The sequence below is a fragment of the Mesorhizobium sp. M0571 genome (assembly GCF_040320985.1).
Lineage (GTDB): Bacteria > Pseudomonadota > Alphaproteobacteria > Rhizobiales > Rhizobiaceae > Mesorhizobium.
This window is the reverse complement of record NZ_JAMYQT010000010.1, coordinates 13,361-37,930: the sequence shown is the minus strand read 5'-3', so window position 1 is coordinate 37,930 and position 24,570 is coordinate 13,361. Positions and strand designations below refer to the sequence as shown.

Genomic DNA, 24,570 nt, shown 5'->3' with positions numbered 1-24,570 from the left:
TACCCCGGCGGCTGTCTTTCAGGCCTGTTTCCGGCAGCGGCTGGTCAATAGCCCATGCCGCCGGTCGAAGCAGCGGCTTCCTTGGCCGGAATGTCGGTGATCATGGCTTCCGCAGTGATCAGGAGCGCCGCAATGGAGCCCGCGTCCTGCAGCGCCGTCCGCACCACCTTCGCCGGGTCGACGATGCCGGCCTTGATCATGTCGACATAGACCTCGTTCTGGGCATCAAAGCCCTGATTGTGGTCCTTGCTGTCGGCGAGCTTGCCGACGACGATCGAACCTTCGACGCCGGAATTCTCGGCGATCTGCCGGATCGGCGCTTCGAGCGCTCTCGACACGATCGAAATGCCCGCCGTCACATCGGCATTGGCTCCGGTCAGCCCGTTCAGCACAGCCTTGGCGCGCAGCAACGCGACGCCGCCGCCCGGAACGATGCCTTCTTCGACGGCCGCGCGCGTGGCGTTCAGCGCATCGTCGATGCGGTCCTTCTTTTCCTTAACCTCGGATTCGGTGGCGCCGCCTACGCGGATGACGGCAACGCCGCCCGCCAGCTTGGCGAGACGTTCCTGCAGCTTCTCCTTGTCATAGTCGGAAGTGGTTTCCTCGATCTGCCCCTTGATCTGCTGGACGCGCGCCTGGATGGTGGTCTTCTCGCCGGCGCCGTCGATGATCGTGGTGGTGTCCTTCTCGATCAGCACGCGCTTGGCGCGGCCGAGCATGTCTATGGTGATGTTCTCCAGCTTGATGCCGAGATCCTCGGAAATCATCTGTCCAGCGGTGAGCACGGCGATGTCTTCCAGCATCGCCTTGCGGCGGTCACCGAAGCCAGGCGCCTTGACGGCCGCGACCTTGAGGCCGCCGCGCAGCTTGTTGACGACCAGCGTCGCCAGCGCTTCGCCCTCGACGTCCTCGGAGATGATCAACAGCGGCCTGCCGCTTTGCACCACGGCTTCGAGGATGGGCAGCAGCGCCTGCAGATTGCCGAGCTTCTTTTCGTGGATGAGGACGTAGGGGTCTTCCAGCTCGGCGCGCATCTTTTCGGCATTGGTGACGAAATAGGGCGAGAGATAGCCGCGGTCGAATTGCATGCCTTCGACGACGTCGAGTTCGGTTTCGGCGGTCTTGGCTTCCTCGACGGTGATGACGCCGTCATTGCCGACCTTGTCCATCGCCTTGGCGATCATGGCGCCGACGCTGGTGTCGCCATTGGCGGCAATGGTGCCGACCTGCGCGATTTCACCTGAGGACTTGACCTTCTTGGCGCGCGCCTGGATTTCCTTGACGACGGCGGTCACGGCAAGGTCGATGCCGCGCTTGAGGTCCATCGGGTTCATGCCGGCGGCAACGAATTTGGCGCCTTCGCGCAGGATGGAAGCGGCAAGCACCGTGGCGGTGGTGGTGCCGTCGCCGGCAAGGTCGTTGGTCTTCGAGGCCACTTCGCGCACCATCTGCGCGCCCATGTTCTCGAATTTGTCGGAAAGTTCGATTTCCTTGGCCACCGTCACCCCGTCCTTGGTGATGCGCGGCGCGCCATAGGCCTTGTCGATGATGACGTTGCGGCCCTTGGGGCCGAGCGTCACCTTGACGGCGTTGTTGAGGATTTCGACGCCGCGCAGCATGCGGTCACGCGCGTCGGTGGAGAATTTGATTTCCTTGGCAGACATGATTTTTTCCAGTTCGGTTGGTCGTGGCAAGACGCTTGCAGCGCGCCTCAATCAAAGCTTGGAGCGTCCTTTGCGCGCCCGAGAGGGCGCGCGGCATTCCAGTCAGGCGGCCTTCTTGGCAGCCACGGTTTTGTCGATGATGCCCATCTCGCTCTTCTCGATGATGCCCATGATGTCGGCCTCCTTCATGATCAGAAGGTCCTCGCCGTCTATCTTGACCTCGGTGCCGGACCATTTGCCGAACAGGATGAGGTCGCCGGCCTTGACGTCGAGCGCCATCAGCGCGCCGCTTTCGTCCCGCGCGCCCGGCCCGACGGCGATCACTTCGCCTTCCTGCGGTTTTTCCTTGGCATTGTCGGGGATGATGATGCCGCCCTTGGATTTGGTGTCGCTTTCGGCGCGCCGAATGACGACGCGATCGTGGAGTGGCCGGAATTTCATGGGGACTCTTTCTGGGGCCGGCTTAGGCGGCCGCCCCTCTCTATAGGCGCCTTGGCACTCGATTGATAGGAGTGCCAAAAAATATTCATAGGGGATGTAAAATATTGAATGTATTATTTTGCCTGGCCATCCCCCGGTGTTCGGGCCTTGCCGAATATTAATGAAATTGAATTTCTGTCTTTGAACACCTATTTTATGGTGAATTCACATTCACGACTTTCGCTGCAAGGGAGATTTTACCGATGGCCGAAGGCAATCAGAACATCATGGAAAAAGCTCAGGCTCGCTTCATGGAAAATCAAAAGAAAACGGCGGAGCGGAACAAAGCAACTGCCGAATATCTCTCGGAGGCCAAGGCCAGGAGCATCAAAACGGCAAGACTGAGGGAATTGCGACTGGCCAAGGAAGAGGCGGACCGCGCGGCGGAAGCTCTGAATCCGGTCGCACCAAAGAAGAAGCGGGCGTCGCGGACAGTCAAGCAGGCCATATCTGCATCGACGGAGGCCAAATCATGAGCCTGACATTTCCCAATCCCAGCCGCAGCTACGACGAGGCAAGCAAACGCATTCGCTTCGTCGGCCATGACGGCATGTTCCAGATTTCCTTCTCTGTCGCAACCGATGCCATCTCCAAGATGCAGCCGGGAACGGCGGCCTCCGAAGCTACCTATCTGGCGGCCTTCGACATGGCTTCCAGCTCAATTCATGACGTCGCCAAGAATGCCTATGCCCGTACCCGCAGGAGCATGTACGTGCTGACTGCAGCCGATTTTCGCTAGATCCTTCGCGATCGCTCACACGACGGTTGCTCAGGACTTGCGGTCCGCCTTGGCTCGCCGCTTGACGTCGCGACTGTTCAGCCGATCGACCATCGCGTCCGCATCGCGCGTGTTCATGCCGACCATGAGCTGATGCTTGAGCTCGACCGGCTGGCCGGTGAAGACATCGAAGACGGTCCAGCTGTGAGGATGCTCCATGCGCAGTGCGTAGCGATTTGCCATCTTGGCGTCCTTTAGTTTCCGCCCGATCGATGAAAGTCGATCGGTCAGGCCTGGGCGATGAAGAATACTGCCGCCAGGACAAGCACAGTCCACAAAACGACGGACAGCTTCAGGGCCAGGCTACCGTGCGCCGAGAGCACCTCCCGAGTGCGGCTCACCAAGCTCTTGATGATCGTCGACATAGTCGGCGCCGCAATCGCGACCGGCGGCGCCTTGACCCCAAGCTTTCCGAAAACAGGCAGCAGCGATGGCTCGCGCACGAAAACGACCTCGAATGTCTGGAAAACCAGACATCTTCATAGCACCGTTTTTTCAAACTCCATGCATGCCAAATGAATTCGCGGGTTGGCATCACCCTCAAGGGCGTCTGTGACGCGAAAGGTCGCGGGTTCCAGGAGTAGGACTTATTCCCGAGGTCATGAAGGTACATAATCCGCACGAGACGCGCTGATTCGCGCTTTGCCGGGATGCCGTCATGCAAAGCAGTTATGCTGCAGGGAGGCGCGCGCTGACGCGACGGGCGAGGGGGAAGACAATGACCGCGCCGGCCGTCGAATTGCAGAAGGCCGTATTCGAGGCAGTGAACGGCGATCCCGATTTGTCGGCGGCACTGGGCGACGCAAGATTATTCGACCATGCGCCAGCCAATGTTGCGTTTCCCTACATGACCTTCGGCCGCACCAGCGTCTACGACTGGACAACGGGGACGGAGAACGACGCCGAACAGCTGCTGACGCTGCATGTCTGGTCGAAATCCGAGGCCAGCAAGGAAACCCTCGACATAATGGACCTGGTCAGCACCCGCCTGCGAGATGCGGCGCTCTCGCTTGGCGAGCATCGCCGCGCCCATCTCAAGCTCGAATTCGCCGAAGCCCGCTACGACGAGGACCTTTCGGCCCATCACGGTCTGCTGCGCTTTCGCGCCATGATCGAGGACGACGGCTGACCACCGGGCGCTTCTCGTCGGGTTCATTCGCAAATCGGGCAATTTTGTTCTTGCTTTGTGCCGGCAGCTATGCTATAAATTTGAATATGGTGCTGATTGGCGCCAACGACCTGCCGCCGAGTCGGGTTTTTTGTTTCAGGTTCGGTTCCCTGAATCTGCCATCGGCTGCCCTTGGGCCGGGTGCTTCGTCCTCCCAAATGATCCTGCCCGCCAAATGATACTGTCCCGTTGTCGGCGAAAGATTGGAGGGCTAGGTTAAACTTCGGCTATTTCCCGGGATGGGCGGCGAAATGGCAAATCCGGTAATCTCGCGCTTCAGGGGTGTGGCGGGCATGCATTCGAGCGTTCACCGTTCATATCACGTTCAGCACCGGCGCGTTAGAACGCTGACCATGAAAACCCTTCGCTCCCACGTCCGGACCGCGACACTGGCGCTCTCAGCCGCCGGTCTGCTTGCGTCGCAAGCGATGGCGATCCCCGTTGTCGTGCCCGAGCAGCCGCAGCCGGTCGTCCTCGCCGCGTCCGACTGCTACGCGATCGGCCAGCAGGTGGCCGAGCAGAATGGCGGCACTTTGGCCAAGGCCTCGCAGTCGACACGCGGCGGCCAGCCGGTCTGCATCATCGTCGTGCTCGTTCCGGGCAAGGAAGGGCAGCGTCCGCGTCGCTCGGAGATCGTCGTTCCACTGAACTGAACCGTGCCGTTTCCCAGTCTGCCGGAATCGGCCTATATCTGACCAGCTTCAACAGGCCCTCCTGCATGCGCGTACTCGTCGTCGAAGATGACAAGGATCTCAACCGGCAGATCGGCGACGCGCTGCTCGATGCCGGCTACGTCGTCGACCGCGCTTTCGACGGCGAGGAAGGGCATTTTCTTGGCGACACCGAGCCCTACGATGCGGTCGTACTGGACATCGGCCTGCCGCAGATGGACGGCATCAGCGTGGTCGAGCGCTGGCGCCGCGGCGGCCGCAAGATGCCGGTGCTGATCCTGACGGCACGCGATCGCTGGAGCGATAAGGTCGCCGGCATCGACGCCGGCGCCGACGACTATGTCACCAAGCCTTTCCACATCGAGGAAATCCTGGCCAGGGTGCGGGCCTTGATTCGGCGTGCCGCCGGGCACGCCTCGTCCGAGCTGACCTGCGGGCCGCTGCGCCTCGACACCAAGGCCTCCAAGGCCGATATCGACGGCGTGCCGCTGAAGCTGACCTCGCACGAGTTCCGCCTGCTTGCCTATCTCATGCACCATATGGGCGAGGTCGTATCCCGGACCGAATTGGTCGAGCATCTTTACGATCAGGATTTCAACCGCGATTCCAACACAATCGAGGTCTTTGTCGGACGGCTTCGTAAGAAGATGGGCATCGACATGATCGAAACCGTTCGCGGCATGGGCTACCGCATGCGTGAGCCGGAGGCGTAACGCGGAACCGCTTCCTACAAAACCCGCCGTCTCAAACACGCTGTCGCTGCGGTCATGGCCGCGTTCGCTGGCGTTTCGCGTCATCGCCTTTTCCACGGTCTGGGCGATCCTCACTTTGGTCGTCATCTTCACCTTGATCACCACGCTCTATCGCCAGGCCAGCGAGCGCGGTTTCGACAGCCTGCTTTCGGCGCACCTGTTCAACCTGATCGGCTCGGTCGGCGTTTCCGAAGGCGGCCAGTTGACCGGCGCCCCCGACCTTGGCGATTTGAGGTTCTCGGAGCCGAATTCCGGCTGGTACTGGTCGGTCGAGCCTGCCTCGGAAGGCGTGCACGGCGATCTCCATTCGTCGTCGATGACCAAGGGGATTCCGTCGCCAAGTGTTGCCGAGGTGCCCTTCAATGCCAGCTTCCAGCGCAGTTATTCGGCGGACGGCATCGAAGGCGAGCAACTGGAGGTGTTCGAGAGCGAGTTCGTCCTCGATGCGAAAAACCGCGCCGCGCGCTTCCGTGTCATGGGCAACCAGACCGAGCTCGAGCAGGAAATCGCCACCTTCCAGCGGCGCCTTTTGACCTATCTGTCGCTGTTCGGCGTCGGCATGATCGCCATCAATGCAATCGCCATCCTGCTCGGCCTGCAGCCGCTGCGCCGGGTCAGGAATGCCCTTGCTATGGTGCGCGAAGGAACTGCGCAACGGCTCGACGGCCGCTTCCCGGCCGAGATCGAGCCGCTCGCCAACGAGACCAATGCGCTGATCGAGAACAACAGGCGTATCGTCGAGCGGTCGCGCACGCAGGTCGGCAACCTCGCGCACTCGCTGAAGACGCCGCTCGCCGTGCTGCTCAACGAGGGGCGGGCGCTGGGTGGCGCCAAGGGCCAGCTCATCGCCGAGCAGGCCGCTTCCATGCAGAAGCAGGTCGACCACTATCTGCAACGTGCCCGCGTCGCCGCGCAGCGCGACAGCGTCGTTTTCCGCACGCCGGTCGCGCCGCTGGTCCAGCGCATGGTGCGCGTGCTGCAGAAGCTCAACCCGCGGACCGCGCTCTCGCTCTCGCTGCCGGCCACCGACATCGTCTTTGCCGGCGAACGCGAGGACCTTGAGGAGCTGCTCGGCAATCTGCTCGACAATGCGATGAAATGGGCAAGGAGCGCAGTCGCCGTTTCCGTCAAGCCCATCGCCGGCAGGGAAGGGGCGGCCAATCTGTTCGAGATAGCCATCGAGGATGACGGCCCCGGCATTCCCGAAGACAAGGCGCGCGAGGCATTGCAGCGCGGACGGCGTCTCGACGAGACAAAACCCGGCAGCGGGCTCGGACTTGCCATTGTCGCCGACCTTATCAACGAGTATGGAGGCGTTCTGGCGCTGGAACGATCCGTCATGGGTGGATTGAAGGCGATGGTTCGATTGCGGAGCCTTCAGTAATGCTTTTCCGGGCGGCTGGCTGCGGCCAAATTTCCGATAAACATCGACATTATGGCCGCGCCAGCCTGCTGACAGCGCGGCGGTCCAGCTCAAGAAAGCCGGTATTGGCATGAAGATTCGCGTCGCGCTCGTTTCCGCCCTGCTCGCCGTCTCCGGCTGTACGACGCTCGGCACGGGCTCAGCCGTTACCGTGACACCGGCCGCCACGCCTCCCAGTGACGCCAAGGTCGCGACGACGATCATCGCCGCCATGGGCGGCGGCCTCGTCGGTGGCTCGATCGGCACCGGCTTGAGCAAGACCGAGAAGCGCAGCGCGCTCGAGGCGGAATACAAGGCGCTTGAATATACGGCGAGCGGCCAGAAGGTGGCGTGGAAGAGCGACAGTTCGGCCCATCGCGGCGAAGTTGTCGCCGCCCAGCCCTATCGCGTCGGCTCGCAGGACTGCCGGCAATACACCCATACGGTGTTTGCCGGCGCTGCCGGCGCCACCGCGCGCGGAACCGCCTGTCGCAATGCCGACGGCAGCTGGACCCCGCTGACGTAGCTCGCCGGCCGTTGATACACCGATCCCGGTCCGGCACTATCGATCGGAGCGGTCCCGCCAAAGCGTCGCAGCACGCTTGTGTTGGCAGGGCAAGGGTCTCGTTCTATTGGAAGAGCCATGCTGTTCTGGGTCATAGCCGCAATCCTGACGCTGGGCGCAAGCCTGGCGGTGCTGCTGCCGTTGGCGGGCGAAACAAAGAACACGTCCGCTGCCGGCGATCACGACCTTGAAGTCTATCGCGACCAATTGGCCGAGCTTGACCGCGACGTGGCGCGTGGCCTGATCCGGCCAATGGAGGCCGAAGAGGCGCGCGCCGAGATCGCCCGCCGCATCCTTCGCCTGAGCAATGCCGGCCCGGCCGGCACGACGGCGACACAGCGGTCGACAAGGCTGGTGGCGACCGCTGCCGTGCTGGTGGTTCCGCTGGTTAGCTGGGGCCTTTACGGCCAGCTCGGCTCACCCGACCTGCCGTCGCAGCCGCTCAGCGAACGCCTGGCCAAGAACCCCGCCGACAGCTCGGTGGACGAGCTGGTGGCACGCGCCGAAGCGCACCTTGCGGCCAACCCGTCCGATGGCCGCGGCTGGGACGTGCTGGCGCCGGTCTATCTGCGCATGCAGCGATACGCCGATGCGGTAACCGCGTACCGTAATGCCATTCGCCTTGACGGCGACAGCGCCGCCCGTCAAGCCGGCCTCGGCGAGGCGATCGCCAATGCGGCGGGCGGCATCGTTTCAGCCGACGCCCAGGCTGCTTTCGAGGCGGCGCTGAAGCTCGATCCGGCAAACCCGAAGGCCTCGTTCTATCTCGCCATGGGCTTGGCGCAGGAAGGCCGTACAGCTGAAGCGACGGCGGCTTGGCAAAAGATGCTTGCCGCCTTGCCGCAGGGCTCGCCGTGGCGCGGTGCCGTCGAGCAGGCGCTTGCCGAATCCGCCACACGCAACGTCGCTTCGGGAGCGCCGGCGAAAGGCCCGGGCGCCGAGGATATCGATGCCGCCTCCTCGATGTCGCCGCAGGACCGGCAAGCCATGATCAATACCATGGTCGCCGGCCTCGACGAAAAGCTTCGGCAAAATCCGCGCGACGAGCAAGGATGGATGCAGCTCGTTCGTTCCTATGTCGTGCTGGGCAAGACCGATCAGGCACGCGACGCGCTCAATCGCGGTATTGCCGTCTTTGGCGCCGATAGTGACCAAGCCAAGAAATTCACCGCCTTTGCCGCCTCGCTTGGCGTGACGGCGACGGAGTAGAGAATGACGCGCAAGCAGAAACGGCTGTCGGTGATCGCCGCAGGGCTGGCCTTCCTCGGTGCTGCCACCGGGCTGACCTTCTATGCGCTCGGCCAGAAGGCCTCCTATTTCTACATGCCGGCCGATCTGGCCACCGCCAGCCTTCAGCCCGGCCAGCGCATCAGGCTCGGCGGCCTCGTCGAAAAAGGCACCGTGGAGCGTAGCCAAGGCGCCACCGTCGCCTTTTCGGTCACCGATAACCAGAAGGACGTCAAGGTTACCTATACCGGCATTCTTCCCGACCTTTTCCGGGAAGGGCAGGGTGTGATCACCGAAGGCTCGTTTGGCCCCGACGGCGTCTTTGTCGCCGACAGCGTGCTCGCCAAGCATGACGAGACTTATATGCCCAAGGCGGTAGCCGACGGCCTCAAAGCCAAGGGCGTCTGGCAGGAGAGCAAGAGTGATTAGCGGGTGCGGCGACAATGGTTGAAACCGGACATTTCGCGCTGGTCCTGGCGTTTGCGCTGGCCTTGGTGCAGACGGTGGTGCCGTTGTTCGGTGCGCGCACCGGCAACCAGAAGATGATGGCCGTTGGCGCACCCGCCGCGCTGACCGGCTTTGCCTTGACGGCGCTGTCCTTCGTGGCGCTGGCGACCGCCTATGCAGGCTCCGACTTTTCGGTGGAGAGCGTCTGGGAGAACTCGCATTCGCTGCAGCCGCTGATCTACAAGATCACCGGCACCTGGGGCAATCACGAAGGCTCGATGCTGCTCTGGGTGCTGATCCTGACCTTCTTCGGCGGGCTCGTCGCCGTCTTCGGCGGTAATCTTCCGGCAACGCTTCGGGCCAATGTTCTTGGCGTGCAGGGCGCGATCGGCGCCACCTTCTTGCTGTTCATCCTGACGACGTCGAACCCGTTCGTCAGGCTCAATCCGGCGCCCATCGAGGGCCGCGACCTCAACCCGATCCTGCAGGATCTCGGCCTCGCCATCCACCCGCCGCTGCTCTATCTCGGTTATGTCGGCTTCTCGATCTGCTTTTCCTTCTCGGTCGCCGCCCTCATTGAGGGCCGCATTGACGCATCCTGGGCGCGCTGGGTGCGGCCATGGACGCTGGTCGCCTGGATGTTCCTCACCGGCGGCATCGCCATGGGCTCCTACTGGGCCTATTACGAGCTCGGCTGGGGCGGCTTCTGGTTCTGGGATCCGGTCGAGAACGCGTCCTTCATGCCGTGGCTGGCGGGCACGGCGCTGCTGCATTCGGCAATCGTCATGGAAAAGCGCTCGGCGCTGAAGATCTGGACGCTGCTTCTGGCGATCCTGACATTCTCGCTGTCGCTGCTCGGCACCTTCCTGGTGCGTTCCGGCGTGCTGACCTCGGTCCACGCCTTTGCCACCGACCCAACGCGCGGCGTTTTCATCCTCTGCATCCTGACGCTGTTCATCGGCGGCTCGCTGGCGCTGTTTGCCTTGCGGGCGTCTCGGCTCACAGCCGGCGGGCTGTTTCACCCGATCTCGCGCGAAGGCGCGCTGGTCCTCAACAATCTGTTCCTGACCACCGCCGCCGCCACCGTGCTGATCGGCACACTTTATCCGCTCGCCGTCGAGGCGCTTTCGGCCGACAAGATTTCGGTCGGCGCGCCGTTCTTCAACCTGACATTCGGCCCGCTGATGGTGCCGCTGTTGGTCGTCGTGCCGTTCGGGCCGCTGCTTGCCTGGAAGCGCGGCGACATTTTCGCGGTCGCCCAGCGCCTGATGGCGGCTTTCGCCGCGGCGCTGCTCGCCGTACTGGTGACGGCCTTGTTCATCGATGGCGCATCGGGATTCGCAGCGCTCGGTGTCGGCCTTGCCTTCTGGCTGATCTGCGGTGCGCTCACCGATCTCGCCGTCAAATCCGGCTTCGGCACCGTCGCGCCCGCCACCATGCTCAGGCGCTTCGCCGGCCTGCCGCGCTCGGTCTTCGGCACCGCGCTTGCGCATCTCGGCCTCGGACTGACGACACTCGGCATTGTCGGCACGCTTTGCTTCGGCACCGAAAAAATCCTGTCGATGCATGCCGGCGAGACCGTCGAACTGTCCGGCCACACGCTGCGCTTCGAGGGACTCTACCCGGCCCAGGGGCCGAACTACAGCGAGGTTCGCGGCCGCTTCGCTCTGCTTGACGCCGACGGCAGCGTCACCGGCGAGATCACCTCGGCCAAGCGCTCATACCCGGTGCGCCAGATGACGACGACCGAATCCGGCATCAGGACGATCGGCTTCAGCCAGCTCTATCTTTCGCTTGGCGACGAGGGCAGCGACGGCTCCGTCGTCGTTCGTCTGTGGTGGAAGCCGTTGGTGACACTGATCTGGGGCGGCGGCCTGGTGATGATGGCGGGTGCGGCGATATCGCTGCTCGACCGGCGCCTGCGCGTTGGCGCGCCGTCGCGCCGCAAGCCGGCGGGCGCCGTGCCATCGGCGAGCTCGTCATGAGCCAAAGGGTCACACTGGCCTCGCTGGTCCTGCTGCTAGCGCTGTTGTTCGCCGGCGTCGCGCAGGCGGTCAAACTCGACGAGGTGCTCGCCGACCCGGCGCTCGAGGCAAGGGCGCGCGCTTTGTCGGAAGGCTTGCGCTGCATGGTCTGCCAGAACCAGTCGATCGACGAGTCCGATGCCGATCTCGCCCGCGACCTGCGCATCCTTGTGCGCCAGCGCCTGGTAGCCGGCGACACCGACCGGCAGGTGATGGACTATGTCGTTTCACGCTACGGCGAATTCGTGCTGCTGAAGCCACGCTTCAGCCTGCGCAATGCCTTGCTCTGGGGCACGCCGGTTCTTCTGCTGCTCATTGGCGGGACCTTTATCCTGCTGGCCGCCCGCTCGCGCCGTTCGACGGCTACCAATGCGCTGACCGCCGACGAGCAGGCGGCGTTGGACGCGGTACTCCGTCGCGATTGATCGTAACATTACGAAAGTTTCATGTACCGGAAATGGCGCCGTAATGTGCGGCTCTCTATTTCCTTTGTCGAGGATGCCAATCAAGGGGCGTCCCTTGAAAAGAGGATACGAGAACCATGAATGTTGCCCCCAATTCATATCTTCGCACCCGCAAACGCCTGATGGCCGCAGCCGCATCCCTGGCCATTGCCGGCGCGATCGGCTTTGGCGCCGTTGCCACCGGGACAGCCCCGGTTCTGGCCGACGCCGTTCGTGTCGAGGCACCGCAGGTCCCGAGCTTCGCCGATGTGGTCGAGCGCGTTTCGCCCGCGGTCGTCAGCGTGCGCGTCAAGGCCAAGATCCAGCCGACGGCCGATGACGGTTCCGGCCAGATGGACGACGAGGACGGTTTAGGCAATCTTCCCGACAACCCGCAGCTGCGGCGTTTCTTCCGCGAATTCCGCGGCTTTGGCGACCAAGGCGGCGATCAAGGCGGCCCGAACGGAATGCGCCGTTTCGGACACCGTGACCGCAACAACGACCAGCCGCGGCCGGTGGCGCAAGGGTCCGGCTTCTTCATCTCCGATGACGGCTATCTCGTCACCAACAACCACGTCGTCGAGGAAGGCACCGCCTTCACCGTGGTGACCAATGACGGCAAGGAGCTTGACGCCAAGCTGATCGGCACCGATCCGCGCACCGATCTCGCCGTGCTCAAGGTCGATGACGGCAGCAAGTTCACTTATGTCGACTTCGCCGATGATTCCAAGGTTCGCGTCGGCGACTGGGTGGTGGCTGTCGGCAATCCGTTCGGCCTCGGCGGCACGGTTACCGCCGGCATCGTCTCGGCCCGCGGCCGCGATATCGGCGCCGGCCCCTATGACGACTTCATCCAGATCGACGCCTCGGTGAACCGCGGCAATTCGGGCGGCCCGACCTTCAACCTCAACGGCCAGGTCGTCGGCATCAACACCGCGATCTTCTCGCCGTCGGGCGGCAGTGTCGGCATTGCTTTCGACATTCCCGCTTCGACCGCCAAGCAGGTCGTGCAGGATCTGATGAAGAACGGCACCGTCCAGCGCGGCTGGCTCGGCGTCGAAATCCAGCCGGTCACCCCCGAAATCGCCGAGTCGCTTGGCCTTGGGTCCGGCAAGGGCGCGCTCGTTGCCAGCGCGCAGGACAACGGTCCCGGCAAGAAGGCCGGCATCACCGCCGGTGACGTGATCACCCAGGTGGACGGCAAGGACGTTGCTTCGCCGAAGGAACTCGCCCGTCTGATCGGCGCTTACCCGCCCGGCAAATCGGTCGACGTCACGGTGTGGCGCAACGGCAAGAGCGAGGCGGTCAAAGTCGACCTTGGCAAGCTGCCGTCGAGCGACAAGCAGGCCTCGGCCGACCAGCAGCCTGCCCCTCGGCCGAAAACCGACACGCTGGCCGATCTCGGCCTGACCGTCACCGAGTCCGACAATGGCAAGGGCCTTGTGGTGACCGACGTCGACCCCGACAGCGATGCCGCCGATCGCGGCATCCAGCCCGGCGATGTCATCACCTCCGTCAATTCGATGGAAGTGACCGGCACCGGCGACGTCGACAAGGCGATGGCCGATGCGGTGAAGTCAGGCCGCAAGGCGGTGCTGATGCAGATCACCCGCGACGACAGCAACCGCTTCATCGCGCTGCCTGTCGCCAAGGGCTAATAACCGGTTCGACTTTTCCGGTGCGGCGGTTTTCAACACCCCCGAGCCGCCGCACGGGAAAGCACGGGGCCTGAATGCGTTAGTCAGTCATCGTGTTCCGCCCCAGCGGCAGCGGGCTTCCCATCGTCCGCTGCCGCTCGAACAAACATGTCGCTCAAAAGCGTGAAGCGGTTTTGGGACAACGACATGCTCAAGCAAGAAGCACGTCGCTTTCCTCGGGCTTGACCGAGGATGCGAAGCGGCTTTGGGGCAACGGCATTCTAAAACAAAGACTTACCGCGTATCCTTGAATCACTTTGTTCGCGATACGCCATGGTGAAGGCCACGATGCATATGCCGGCCACTCAATCTTCCAGCGAAATCGCGTATAACGGCTCTATGAAGATTCTCGTCATAGAAGACGATCGCGAGGCGGCCGACTACCTGCAGAAGGCGTTCGCCGAGGCCGGGCATACGGCCCATGTCGCCGGAGACGGCGAAACCGGCTTCGCGCTCGCTGATTCCGGCGACTATGACGTCATGGTCGTCGACCGCATGATGCCGCGTCGCGACGGCCTGTCGGTCATTGCCGGGCTGAGATCCCGGGGCAATACGACGCCCGTGCTGATCCTGTCGGCCCTCGGCGAAGTCGACGACCGAGTCACCGGTCTGCGCGCCGGCGGCGACGACTATCTGACCAAGCCCTATGCCTTTTCCGAACTGCTCGCCCGCGTCGAGGTGCTGAACCGCCGCGCCAGCGCCAGGGAGGCCGAAACCGTCTACCGGGTCGGCGATCTCGAACTCGACCGGCTGTCGCATTCGGTGCGGCGCGCCGGGCGCGAGATAACGCTTCAGCCGCGCGAGTTCCGCCTGCTCGAATATTTGATGCGCCATGCCGGCCAGGTGGTGACGCGCACCATGCTGCTCGAAAACGTCTGGGACTACCATTTCGATCCGCAGACCAACGTGATCGACGTTCATATCTCGCGGCTGCGGGGCAAGATCGAGAAGGGCTTCGACAAGCCGATCCTGCACACGGTTCGCGGCGCCGGCTACATGCTGAAAAGCGGCTAGAACCCCATGGCTCTTTCCGTGCCGGCCATCATGAAGACGACGGCAGCGCGGCTTTCGGCGCTCTATCTTCTGCTTTTTGCGCTTTGCGCGGTGTTGCTCGTCTTGTACATGACCTCGCTGTCGGCGCGCATGCTGACCGCCCAGACGCAGGAGACGATCAACGACGAGGTGCTCGGCCTTGCCCGTGCCTATCAGCGCGGCGGCCTGCCGGTGCTGGTCCGCGTCGTCGAGCAGCGCTCCCGCCAGCCCGGCGCCAATCTCTATCTGATCGCCGATGCCAACGGCCAGATCCTGACGGGCAACGTGCAGAGCCTGGAGCCGGGCGTGATCGAGGCCGAGGGCTGGACCACCGAACCGTTCTCCTACCGTCGCTTCGGCGAGGGCGAGCTCGAGCGGCAGCGCAACCCGGTCTCCGACCCGAACGAGCCCGCCCAGAGCGAAGTGCAGGCCGAAGGCGAGAAGGGCCACAACGCCATTGCCCTGGTGCTGCGCCTGCCCAACCAGATGATCATGCTGGTCGGCCGCGACCTCGGCGAGCCGGAGCGCTTCCGTGCCGTCATTCGCCGCGCTTTGATGCTGGCGCTCGGCATGATGGGCGTCGGCGGGCTGCTGATCTGGTTCTTCGTCGGGCGCGCGGCGCTGAAGCGCATCGACAGCGTCTCGGAGGCGAGCCGCCGAATCATGGGCGGCGACCTTTCCGGCCGGCTGCCGGTCACCGGCGCCGGCGACGAGTTCGACCGGCTGTCGGAAAACCTCAATTCCATGCTGGCCAGGATCGCCACGCTCAACGAGGGCCTGAAGCAGGTCTCCGACAACATCGCCCACGATCTGAAAACGCCGCTGACCAGGCTGCGCAACCGCGCCGAAGCGACGCTTTCCGGCAAATACAACACCAGCGACTATCGGCAGGCTCTGGAAGGAACGATCGCCGAATCCGATCAGCTGATAAAGACCTTCAATGCCATCCTGATGATCTCGCGACTGGAGGCCGGCTATTCCTCCGAAAGCACCACCAGGGTCGACCTGGCCGCTGCCGTGCGCGACGTCGTCGAACTCTACGAGCCGGTGGCGGAGGAGGCGGGCGTGACGCTCGAAACCTCGGTGCAAGGTTCCTTCGCCGTCAACGGCAATCGCGAGCTAATCGGCCAGGCGCTGTCCAACATCGTCGACAACGCGATCAAATATTCGACCGACTCGACCTCCAGGCCTACGGTTCGCGTGACGCTGGAGCGTATCGGTGGCGAGATCAGGCTCGCCGTTTCCGACAACGGCCAGGGCATTCCCGACGATGTCGACCGCGCCAGGGTGACCGAGCGTTTCGTGCGGCTGGAAAAGAGCCGCTCGCAGCCGGGCTCCGGCCTAGGCTTGAGCCTCGCCAAGGCGATCATGACGTTCCACAATGGACGGCTTGAGCTTCTGCCCGGCAATCCTGGATTGTCCGTCGTCATGAGTTTTCCTGGGCGGGAGGATCACTGATGGTGGCGCGGGTGGTAGCGCGACGCCTCGAAACGGATTGGCTTTTAAAGCCGGCGGTAAAGCTCGCTCCGCTGGATGAAAGCCGCGCCAGGCAGGAATTGTCGGTGATCGCCGACGCCGCGCGGCAAGAACAACTGCCACGGCTGGCGAAATTTCTGGCAGGCAAGGGGGTCGTCCAGGATTTTCTTGCCGCCGTGTTCGACCTATCGCCGTTCCTGCGCGACACCGCACGCCGCCGGCCGCGAATCCTCGACGCGCTTTTTGACGAGACGGTCGAGACGCGGCTGTCGTCGATCGGCGCCGCGGTCGACAAGGCCGCACGGGCGGAAGCCGTCTCCGAAAGCAGCCTGATGATGGAGCTGCGCCAATGCAAGGCGGAGGCGCATTTCCTGATCGCTTTGGCCGATCTCGCCGGCGAGGCCGAGACCTCGCTGACGGTGCGGCGACTGAGCGACCTTGCCGACGCCTGCACGCGTGCGGCTGTCGATTTCCTGCTCCGCGACGCGCATGAGCAAGGCAAGCTCAGTTTGCCGGATCCCAAAAATCCGGCGCGACGCTCGGGCTGGATCCTGCTCGGCATGGGCAAGCTCGGCGCGCATGAGCTGAACTTCTCATCCGACATCGACCTCATCGCCTTCTTCGACCCCGATGCGCCTGCCGTCGTCGATCCGCTCGATGCAACCGAGCTGTTTTCGCGCCTGACCCGCCGGCTGGTTCGCATTCTCCAGGACCGCACCGAGCACGGTTACGTCTTCCGCACCGATCTCCGGCTTCGTCCCGATCCCGGCTCGACGCCGCTGGCGATCCCGGTCGAGGCGGCACTGCGCTACTATGAGGCGCGCGGCCAGAACTGGGAGCGCGCCGCCATGATCAAGGCGCGCCCGGTGGCCGGCGATCTTGCCGCCGGCGCCGCGTTCCTGAAGGAGCTCCAGCCCTATATCTGGCGCAAATACATGGACTATGCGGCGATCGCCGACGTCCACTCGATCAAGCGCCAGATCCACGCCCACAAGGGCCATGGCGAGGTCGCGGTCAAAGGCCACAACGTCAAGCTCGGCCGCGGCGGCATCCGCGAGATCGAGTTCTTCGTCCAGACCCAGCAGCTCATCGCCGGCGGCCGCTTTCCCGAATTGCGCGGCCGCGAGACCGTACCGATGCTCGGCGAACTTTCCGCGCGCGCCTGGATCACCGCCGATGCGCGCGATGCGCTCACCAGGCAGTACTGGTTCCTGCGCCGCGTCGAGCATGCCATCCAGATGGTTGCCGACGAGCAGACGCACATCCTGCCGGAAGACGAAGAGGGGCTGGAGCGCGTCGCCCGCATGCTGGGCTTTGCCGATGCGGCAGGCTTTGCGGAGGCATTCCGTGCGGCGCTGCACCAGGTCGAGCGCCACTATGCAGCGCTGTTCGAAACCGCGCCGGAGCTTTCGGCCGGCATCGGCAATCTGGTCTTTACCGGCGACGTCGACGATCCCGACACCTTGCGGACCCTGCAGCGCCTCGGCTTCCAGCGGCCGAGCGACATCTGCCGGGTCATCCGCGGCTGGCACTTCGGCCGCTACCGCGTCACCCGGTCGGCGGAGGCGCGCGAGCGGCTGACGGAACTGACGCCGGCACTGCTGCAGGGCTTCGGCCAGACGCGGCGGGCCGACGAGGCGGTGATCCGCTTCGACGAATTCCTTGCCGGCCTGCCTGCCGGCATCCAGCTGTTTTCGCTGCTGCAGTCGAACCCGGCTTTGCTGAAGCTGATGGCGACGATCATGGGCGCGGCACCGCGGCTGGCCGCCATCATCACGCGCCGGCCCCATGTCTTCGACGGCCTGCTCGATCCGGCACTGCTGAGCGAACTGCCCAACCGCGCCTATCTGTCGGCGCGCCTTGCCGCCTTCCTCGAAGGCGACAGGGCCTATGAAGACGTGCTCGACCGACTGCGCATCTTTGCTTCGGAGCAGAAGTTCCTGATCGGCGTCAGGCTGCTTGCCGGGTCAATCGATCCGCCCCGCGCCGGTCGCGCTTTTTCCGATCTCGCCGATCTGACCATCGAAGCGGCATTGCAGGCGGTGACGGCCGAATTCGCGCTGCGTCATGGCCGTATTGCCGGCGGCAGGGTCGCACTGCTCGGCATGGGCAAACTCGGCAGCCGCGAATTGACGGCGGGTTCCGACGTCGACCTCATCCTGCTCTACGATCACGACGCCGATGCCGATGAGTCCGACGGCGACAAGCCGCTCGCCCCGTCGCATTACTACAGTCGGCTGACGCAGCGGCTGATCGCCGCCGTTTCAGCGCCGACGGCCGAGGGCGTGCTCTACGAGCTCGACCTTCGCCTGCGGCCGTCCGGCAACAAGGGGCCGGTGGCCACGCATGTCGATGCCTTCAAGAAGTATCAGCGCCAGGACGCCTGGACATGGGAGCATATGGCGCTGGCGCGAGCCCGCACGATCGGCGGCGATGCCGAGCTCTGCCGCGAGGTCGAGGGGGAAGTAGCGGCAGTGCTCGCTCTGTCGCGCGATCCAGCCAAGGTGATGGCCGAGGCATCGGAGATGCGCGCCATGGTCGACAAGGAGAAGCCGCCGCGTGATCTCTGGGACATCAAGCTGATCCCGGGCGGCCTCATCGATCTCGAATTCATCGCCCAGGTTGCGGTGATCACGGGAAAGATCGAGGCAGGCCGCAGGGCCACCGGCACGGCTGACATCCTGTCGCGCCTGGCGCCGGATTTCGCCGACGCCCAGGTCAGGCAGGAACTGGTGGATGCCTATTCGCTCTATCTGGCGCTGACCCAGATGATACGGCTTTGCCTCACCGGCGCGTTCGAACGCGACGACGTTCCGCCGGGGCTTTCGGATCTGCTTCTGGCGGTCACCGACCTGCCGGATTTCGGTGTGCTGGAAGCACACCTCAAGGAGACGTCGCAGAAGGTCAGAAAGGATTTTGCCCTTTTGCTTCGTGCGAAACGGTCATGACGGCAACTCGCCCTACGATCGTTTCGGACAGCATCGGGGGTGACGATGCAACAGGAGAAGACCATGAGAAAGACAACCAGACTTGCACTCGTTTTCGCGGCCCTGGCCGGCGCCGTCGGGACCGCGGCCTACGCGGACGAGCTTTCCGGCGCCGGGCCGCGCGACGGCATGATGATGCGCCTCGACAAGGTCATGAAGGACAATGACGGCACCATCACCTTCGACCAGTTCTCCGACGCCATGAACGCGCGGCTGAAGAAGATGGTCGCCGACAATGGCGGCAAGCTGACCGTGGCACAGCTCGCCGACGCGCTGGAGAAGGGGCGCTTCGAGCAGATGGCCAAGCGCATCGTCGCCCGCTACGACACCAAGGGCGACGGCACGCTGACGACCGACGACATCACAAGCCGCCAGAAGAAGGTCTTCGCCATGCTCGACCGCAACAATAACGGCAAGATCGAGAAGAACGAACTGCCGAAGGGTCCCGGCCGTCACCGTCAATGGGACGGCGAGGGCAATGATGGCGCTGACGGCATGCAGTGAGAATGACAACCGCTCCGGCGGCGTGAGCCGCCGGAGCCTTATCTTGTCGTTCAGGCGGCCTTGACCGCCTGTGGGGCTTTCTTAATCGGGATCCGCACCGAGACGATCGTGCCGACGCCTTCGGTCGAGCGGATCTTCAAGGCGCCGCCCTGCAGCTCGGCCAGCGAACGCGAGATGGCGAGACCGAGGCCGGAACCGGCATGGCTCTTGGAGAACTGGTTCTGCACCTGTTCGAACGGCCGCCCGAGCTTGCTCAGCGCCTCCTTCGGGATGCCGCAGCCATTGTCCTCGATCGTCAGGATCAGCGCGCTGGAAATGCTGCGGGCTCTGACCGCAATGTGGCCGCCTTGCCCGGTGAACTTCACCGCATTGGACAACAGGTTGATGAGGATCTGCTTGATCGCCCTGCGGTCGGCGAACAGCGTCAGTGAATCGGCGATGCGGGTTTCGACGGTGATCGACTTTTCCGCTGCCTGCAGCGAGACAACGCGAACCGTCTCCCTGATCAGCGGACAGAGATCGATTTCTTCCTGATCCAGCGAGAACTGGCCGGCCTCGATCTTCGACATGTCGAGGATATCGTTGATGACGCCGAGAAGATATTTGCCGCTGCCGTTGATGTCGGTGGCATACTCTTCGTAGCGCGGCGAACCCAGCGGCCCGAACAGCCTCCGTTCCATCAGTTCCGAAAAGCCGATGATCGCATTGAGCGGAGTGCGTAATTCGTGTGACATGTTGGCCAGGAATTCGGATTTGGCCCGGTTCGCCGCTTCGGCCCGCTCGGTTTCCTTCATGTATTTGCGGTTGAGCTCGACGAGTTCGCGGGCCCGTTCCTCTTCCGCCCGACGGGCAAGGCTGAGGTCATGGATCGTTGCCATCAAACGGCGCTCGCTGTCGACCAGCTTCTCCTGGTGCAGCTTGATCTGGGTGATGTCGGAGCCGACGGAGACGGTGCCGCCGTCCCTTGTCCGCAACTCGTTCACCTGCAGCCAGCGGCCGTCGGCAAGCTGGCGCTCGAAGGTCACGCCTCCCTGCGGTCCGTTGGTATTGGCAAGCCGCCGCTCCGATGCGAAGGCCAGCATGCGTTCTTCGAGCACGGCGCGCGGGGCCCCCGGCATCACATCGCGATCCGACAGGCCATTGTCCTGCTGGTATTTGGAATTGCACATGATCAGGCGCTCGGACGAATCCCACAGCACGAAGGATTCGTTGATGTTTTCGATGGCTGTCCGCAGGCGCAGGTCCGCTGCCTCGGAGCGCAGCGCCAGGTGCCGCTGCTCGGTAACATCGACGGCGATGCCGATCAGCTGGATCTCCGGCGCTTCCGGGTCGATAACCTGCGCTCTCGCGCGCATCCAGACCCATTGTCCGTCGGCATGGCGCATCCTGAACACCTGGTCGATGTGGTCGATCTCGCGGCCGACGATCCTGTTGGCGAGTTCGAACAAATCGCCGTCCTCGGGATGGATGATTTCGTCGACTTCGCCGAACGACAGCATCGTGTCGCAGGGTTCGTAACCCAGCATGTCGTACATCGAGCGCGACCAGTACATCTTGCCGCGCACCATGTCCCAGTCCCACAGGCCACAACGGCCGCGCACCAGCGCCATATCGATGCGCTGGTGGGCTTCGAGATAGATGCGGTCGGCGGCCTGGGCGCGCGCCGCCTGGCCGAAATAAGCGTAGAGGATGATGATCAGCACGCCGGCCGTCAGCACGAACAGCGTGACGTTGAGCGAGACCGTCTTGCGCCAGGCGTCAAAAACTGCCTCCTGCGGCACAAAGGCCGCTGCGGAACCTTTTCGGCCATTCGCCAGGCTCACGGCCGCATACCAGTCCTGTCCGCCGATGCTGACCTCCATCACCCCGGCACGATCGCCGAACATAAACAAAGGCTGCCCGCCCTGCACGACGCCATCGAGCGATCGCCCGTCCCAGTGCATCGATTGCGGTGATACGGCAATGATCCTGAAAGCGCTGTCGGTGATCGCCAGCACGTGGCTCCGGCCCATGGCGCCCTGACGGCTGGTGCTCTCCAGCAGGTCCTGGATCGCGCCGGGTGCAGATACCACGGTCGCATCGGCGGCGATCGAGCTGGCCAGTTGGCCCGCTGCCAGCGCAAGGATCGCCTTGGCGTCGCGCTCTATCTCGTCGCGCTCGTTCATCAGCGACAGGAAGCGCAGTACCGCGATGATCAACAGAAAGATGATGATGAGGGCCGGTATCGAACGACGCAGCAGCGGCTCGGCCGCCAGCAGCCGTCGGTAGGCAGGCTCGGCGATGAGCCGCGTATTGCCGGCAAGACCGTCGCTTCGCGCCTCGCGCCGCTCAAAAGCCGTCCCACCGGGCGCGCCCCACGCGTCCGCCTTCGCCATAAATGGCACTCCCCGATTTTCAATCTGCTTGACGATCCGGCAACGCCGCACTTCCGAATCGTCAGTAAAGAATCAAACGTGATTCGCCTTGTCCAGAGGCGCAGCCAAAAAAGATTAAAAATCGACTAAAATAATGGGTTTCTCGGGCGGGACGGCATTGTGGCGGTGAGCCGGCGGGTTATCAGGCGAGAGTGCGCTCGACGATGTCTCGCAAATCGGCCGACAGCTTCTCGGCATTGGCGATCGAAAGCAGCGCCTCCCTTGCCTTGGCTTGCCGCACCGGTTCGAGCGAGCGCCACGACCTGAGCGCCGTCGCCAGCCTGGCGGCCACCTGCGGGTTGCGTTTTTCGACCTGCAGCACCGTTTCGACGAAAAGCCGGTAGCCCTCGCCGTCGGCGCTATGGAAGCCGGTCTGGTTGGCGCTGGAAAACGTGCCGATGAGCGAGCGCACCCGGTTCGGGTTGGCCATCGAGAACGCCGGATGTCCGGTCAAGGCGCGCACCGCGTCGACAGTTTGCGGGCCGGGCACGCTGGCCTGGATCTGGAACCATTTGTCCATGACCAGCGCATCGGTTGCATATTTCGCCTCGAAGTCGACCAGCGCCCTGGTCGCCTCCGGTGAGCCGTGGTGACGGTGCGCAAGCACGGTCAATGCCGCGGCCCGGTCGGTCATGTTGGTCGCCGATTGGAAGTGCCGGGCGGCGAGCTCCGCACCTCCCGGCAGCAAGGAGAGATAATCCAGCAGGACGTTGCGCAGCGCCCGCCGCCCGGCACTGGCCGCGTCCGGGCTGAACGGACCATTGTCGGCAAGCCGATCGTAAAGCTTGGAGAATATCTCGCCGTTGGTCTCGGCCATCGCAACCGCCAACGCCTCGCGCGCCGAGAAAACGGCGTCGGGGTCGATGTTCTTGCCGATGTCGCGAGCGATATCGGCCTCGCCGGGCAGCGCCAGCGCCAGCGCCCGATAGGCGGGTTCGAGTGCTTCGTCGCCGGCTATCTTGCCGGCAAGCTCGGTCAGCCGGGCGCTGAACTCGGGTTGCCTGTGGTCCAGGATCTGACGGAAGGCAGCAATCAGCGCATCGGTCAAAAGCGTATTGAACGCCTGCCAGCGCGAGAAGGCGTCGCTGTCGTGGCCGGCCAGGAAGAACTGGTCGTCGGGCCGCTGTTCGACCGAAAGCGTTACCGGCGCCGAAAAGCCGCGGTTGAGCGACATGGCCGGACGTTTGGCAATTCCCGAAAAGCGCACGACGTGGCGGCGTTTGCGGATATGGATGACGCCGTCCTCGACGTTCGCCCCTTCGACGCCGCTATAGGCTATTGCCTCGCCGCTGGCGCCGACCAGGCCGAAGGCAAGCGGAATGTGCATCAGCCGCTTGCGGCTTTCCGACGGCGTTGGCGGCACCGACTGCTCGATTTCGAGCGTGAATTCCTGCGCTGCCGGATTGTGCGCCGAACTGACGGTCAGGTTCGGCGTGCCCGCCTGATGATACCACAGCGAAAACTGCGACAGGTCGCGACCCGAGACATCCTCGAACACCTTGACGAAATCCTCGATCGTCGCCGCATCGCCGTCGTGACGCTCGAAATAGAGGTCCATGCCGGCGCGGAACGTCTCGGCGCCGAGGATGGTGTGGATCATGCGCACGACTTCTGAGCCCTTTTCGTAGACCGTCGCCGTGTAGAAATTGTTGATCTCGCGATAGCGGCGCGGCCGCACCGGATGCGCCAGCGGCCCCTGGTCCTCGGGAAACTGATGGGCGCGCAGCGTACGCACCTCGGCGATGCGTTTGACGGCGCGCGAGCGCTGATCGGCGGAGAATTCGTGGTCGCGGAAAACGGTCAGGCCTTCCTTCAGGCAAAGCTGGAACCAGTCACGGCAAGTGATTCTGTTACCTGTCCAATTGTGGAAATACTCATGCGCGATGATGGCCTCTATATTGGCGAAATCGGCATCGGTCGCGGTTTCCTGGTCGGCCAGCACATACTTGTCGTTGAAGATGTTGAGACCCTTGTTCTCCATCGCGCCCATATTGAAGTCGGACACGGCGACGATGTTGAAGACATCGAGGTCGTATTCGCGGCCAAACGCCTCCTCGTCCCATTTCATCGACCGCTTCAAGGCGTCCATGGCGTAGCCGGCGAGTCTCTCCTTGCCCGGCTCGACATAGATGCCGAGCTCCACCCTGCGGCCGGACAGGGTGACGAAGCTGTCCGAGATCTTGCCAAGGTCGCCCGCCACCAGCGCAAACAAATAGGACGGCTTGGGGAAAGGGTCGTGCCAGACCGCATAGTGCCAGCCGTCGGCAAGCTCGCCGCTGCCGGCGGGGTTGCCGTTGGACAAAAGCAGCGGCGCTTCATGGCGTTGAGCCTCGATGCGCACCGTATAGACCGACAGGATATCGGGGCGGTCGAGGAAATAGGTGATGCGGCGAAAGCCCTCGGCCTCGCACTGTGTGCAATAGACATTGCTGGAGCGATAGAGGCCCATCAGCGCTTCATTCAGTGCCGGCGCCAGCACAGTTTCGATGACTAGCTGGAAGCGGCTTGCCGCGGACGGCCTGATGATCGTCAGTTGATCGGGCGTGGCGAGAAAATCTGCCGGGCTCGGTTCCTGGCCGTCGATCGTCACGCGGCTGAGCGTCAACCCGTCGCCATCCAGCACCAGCGGCGCCGAGGCCGCAATCCCGTCGCGGCGTTCGACCGTCAGCACGGCGGTGACGTGCGTTGCTTCAGGCGAAAGGCGGAAAGTCAGGCTAATTTCCGGAATGAGATAGTCGCTGGGGCGGTAGTCTTCGAGCTTGAAGACCTGGCCGGTATCGGTGCGCATTCCCTGGTTTTTCCTGTCGATCCGGGAGCGGCGGACGGGTCCGCTGGTCCA

General features: G+C 63.6%; 22 protein-coding genes. 16 read left to right on the top strand and 6 right to left on the bottom strand.

The annotated features are described in order from the left end of the window. Window positions 1-44 precede the first annotated feature (44 nt). Both groL and NKI85_RS14085 read right to left on the bottom strand, forming a co-directional pair. Window positions 45-1,664: a chaperonin GroEL gene (gene groL / locus NKI85_RS14090; RefSeq protein WP_352776833.1), complete on the bottom strand. Its 1,620-nt coding sequence runs from the start codon at window positions 1,662-1,664 to the stop codon at window positions 45-47. A 102-nt stretch (window positions 1,665-1,766) separates the two neighbouring features. Then, window positions 1,767-2,105, bottom strand: a complete 339-nt coding sequence (locus tag NKI85_RS14085; RefSeq protein ID WP_352588754.1) for a co-chaperone GroES — start codon at window positions 2,103-2,105, stop codon at window positions 1,767-1,769. 242 nt (window positions 2,106-2,347) lie between these two features. On the opposite strand from NKI85_RS14085, the gene NKI85_RS14080 reads away from it, so the two are divergent. Together NKI85_RS14080 and NKI85_RS14075 are read left to right on the top strand one after the other, a co-directional pair. Further along, entirely contained in the window at window positions 2,348-2,620 is a 273-nt protein-coding gene (locus NKI85_RS14080; RefSeq protein ID WP_352776832.1) for a hypothetical protein, read from the top strand. Continuing rightward, a complete protein-coding gene (locus NKI85_RS14075; RefSeq protein WP_352776831.1) occupies window positions 2,617-2,883 on the top strand; it encodes a DUF1488 family protein in 267 nt (88 codons plus the stop codon). Before NKI85_RS14080 ends, NKI85_RS14075 begins: the two co-directional genes overlap by 4 nt. A 30-nt stretch (window positions 2,884-2,913) precedes the next feature. Here NKI85_RS14075 and NKI85_RS14070 read toward each other — a convergent pair whose 3' ends face one another. Next, complete coding sequence (locus NKI85_RS14070) at window positions 2,914-3,105, bottom strand: hypothetical protein (RefSeq protein ID WP_352530525.1); 192 nt, start codon at window positions 3,103-3,105, stop codon at window positions 2,914-2,916. A 44-nt stretch (window positions 3,106-3,149) separates the two neighbouring features. Then, window positions 3,150-3,365 (bottom strand): hypothetical protein, encoded by a 216-nt coding sequence (locus NKI85_RS14065; RefSeq protein ID WP_352776830.1) that lies wholly within the window; start codon window positions 3,363-3,365, stop codon window positions 3,150-3,152. 275 nt (window positions 3,366-3,640) lie between these two features. On the opposite strand from NKI85_RS14065, the gene NKI85_RS14060 reads away from it, so the two are divergent. The 14 genes from NKI85_RS14060 to NKI85_RS13995 all read left to right on the top strand — a co-directional run bounded on the left by NKI85_RS14060 (window position 3,641) and on the right by NKI85_RS13995 (window position 19,317). Then, complete coding sequence (locus NKI85_RS14060; protein WP_352530523.1) at window positions 3,641-4,051, top strand: DUF3168 domain-containing protein; 411 nt, start codon at window positions 3,641-3,643, stop codon at window positions 4,049-4,051. A gap of 392 nt (window positions 4,052-4,443) precedes the next feature. Continuing rightward, complete coding sequence (locus NKI85_RS14055; protein WP_352530521.1) at window positions 4,444-4,743, top strand: hypothetical protein; 300 nt, start codon at window positions 4,444-4,446, stop codon at window positions 4,741-4,743. Between the two features lie 65 nt (window positions 4,744-4,808). Continuing rightward, window positions 4,809-5,474: a response regulator transcription factor gene (locus NKI85_RS14050; protein WP_352530519.1), complete on the top strand. Its 666-nt coding sequence runs from the start codon at window positions 4,809-4,811 to the stop codon at window positions 5,472-5,474. Further along, window positions 5,458-6,897 carry an ATP-binding protein gene (locus NKI85_RS14045; RefSeq protein ID WP_352530517.1) on the top strand — a complete coding sequence of 480 codons (1,440 nt, stop codon included), beginning with the start codon at window positions 5,458-5,460 and terminating at the stop codon, window positions 6,895-6,897. Before NKI85_RS14050 ends, NKI85_RS14045 begins: the two co-directional genes overlap by 17 nt. Before the next feature lie 109 nt (window positions 6,898-7,006). Further along, window positions 7,007-7,441, top strand: a complete 435-nt coding sequence (locus tag NKI85_RS14040) for an RT0821/Lpp0805 family surface protein (protein WP_352776829.1) — start codon at window positions 7,007-7,009, stop codon at window positions 7,439-7,441. Between the two features lie 117 nt (window positions 7,442-7,558). Continuing rightward, window positions 7,559-8,689, top strand: a complete 1,131-nt coding sequence (gene ccmI, locus NKI85_RS14035; protein ID WP_352530513.1) for a c-type cytochrome biogenesis protein CcmI — start codon at window positions 7,559-7,561, stop codon at window positions 8,687-8,689. A 3-nt stretch (window positions 8,690-8,692) separates the two neighbouring features. Further along, a complete protein-coding gene (gene ccmE, locus NKI85_RS14030) occupies window positions 8,693-9,136 on the top strand; it encodes a cytochrome c maturation protein CcmE (protein WP_352530511.1) in 444 nt (147 codons plus the stop codon). 14 nt (window positions 9,137-9,150) lie between these two features. Next, a complete protein-coding gene (locus NKI85_RS14025) occupies window positions 9,151-11,139 on the top strand; it encodes a heme lyase CcmF/NrfE family subunit (protein WP_352530509.1) in 1,989 nt (662 codons plus the stop codon). After that, window positions 11,136-11,603, top strand: a complete 468-nt coding sequence (locus tag NKI85_RS14020; protein ID WP_352530507.1) for a cytochrome c-type biogenesis protein — start codon at window positions 11,136-11,138, stop codon at window positions 11,601-11,603. Before NKI85_RS14025 ends, NKI85_RS14020 begins: the two co-directional genes overlap by 4 nt. Window positions 11,604-11,719: 116 nt before the next feature. Continuing rightward, entirely contained in the window at window positions 11,720-13,279 is a 1,560-nt protein-coding gene (locus tag NKI85_RS14015; RefSeq protein WP_352530505.1) for a Do family serine endopeptidase, read from the top strand. 378 nt (window positions 13,280-13,657) lie between these two features. After that, window positions 13,658-14,332, top strand: coding sequence for a response regulator transcription factor (locus NKI85_RS14010; protein WP_254819962.1), 675 nt, complete (start codon window positions 13,658-13,660; stop codon window positions 14,330-14,332). A 6-nt stretch (window positions 14,333-14,338) separates the two neighbouring features. After that, window positions 14,339-15,808, top strand: a complete 1,470-nt coding sequence (locus NKI85_RS14005; protein WP_352530503.1) for a sensor histidine kinase — start codon at window positions 14,339-14,341, stop codon at window positions 15,806-15,808. Further along, on the top strand, window positions 15,808-18,774 hold the full coding sequence (locus NKI85_RS14000; protein ID WP_352530501.1) for a bifunctional [glutamine synthetase] adenylyltransferase/[glutamine synthetase]-adenylyl-L-tyrosine phosphorylase: 2,967 nt from the start codon (window positions 15,808-15,810) through the stop codon (window positions 18,772-18,774). Before NKI85_RS14005 ends, NKI85_RS14000 begins: the two co-directional genes overlap by 1 nt. A 63-nt stretch (window positions 18,775-18,837) precedes the next feature. Next, window positions 18,838-19,317 (top strand): EF-hand domain-containing protein, encoded by a 480-nt coding sequence (locus NKI85_RS13995; RefSeq protein WP_352530499.1) that lies wholly within the window; start codon window positions 18,838-18,840, stop codon window positions 19,315-19,317. Window positions 19,318-19,367: 50 nt separating this feature from the next. Here the strand turns inward: NKI85_RS13995 and NKI85_RS13990 are convergent, their stop codons facing one another. Together NKI85_RS13990 and pepN are read right to left on the bottom strand one after the other, a co-directional pair. Continuing rightward, the gene (locus NKI85_RS13990; RefSeq protein WP_352530497.1) at window positions 19,368-21,692 is read right to left on the bottom strand and encodes a PAS domain-containing sensor histidine kinase; all 2,325 of its coding nucleotides are present in this window, start codon (window positions 21,690-21,692) and stop codon (window positions 19,368-19,370) included. A gap of 181 nt (window positions 21,693-21,873) precedes the next feature. Next, the gene (gene pepN / locus NKI85_RS13985; protein WP_352530495.1) at window positions 21,874-24,519 is read right to left on the bottom strand and encodes an aminopeptidase N; all 2,646 of its coding nucleotides are present in this window, start codon (window positions 24,517-24,519) and stop codon (window positions 21,874-21,876) included. Window positions 24,520-24,570: the final 51 nt, after the last annotated feature.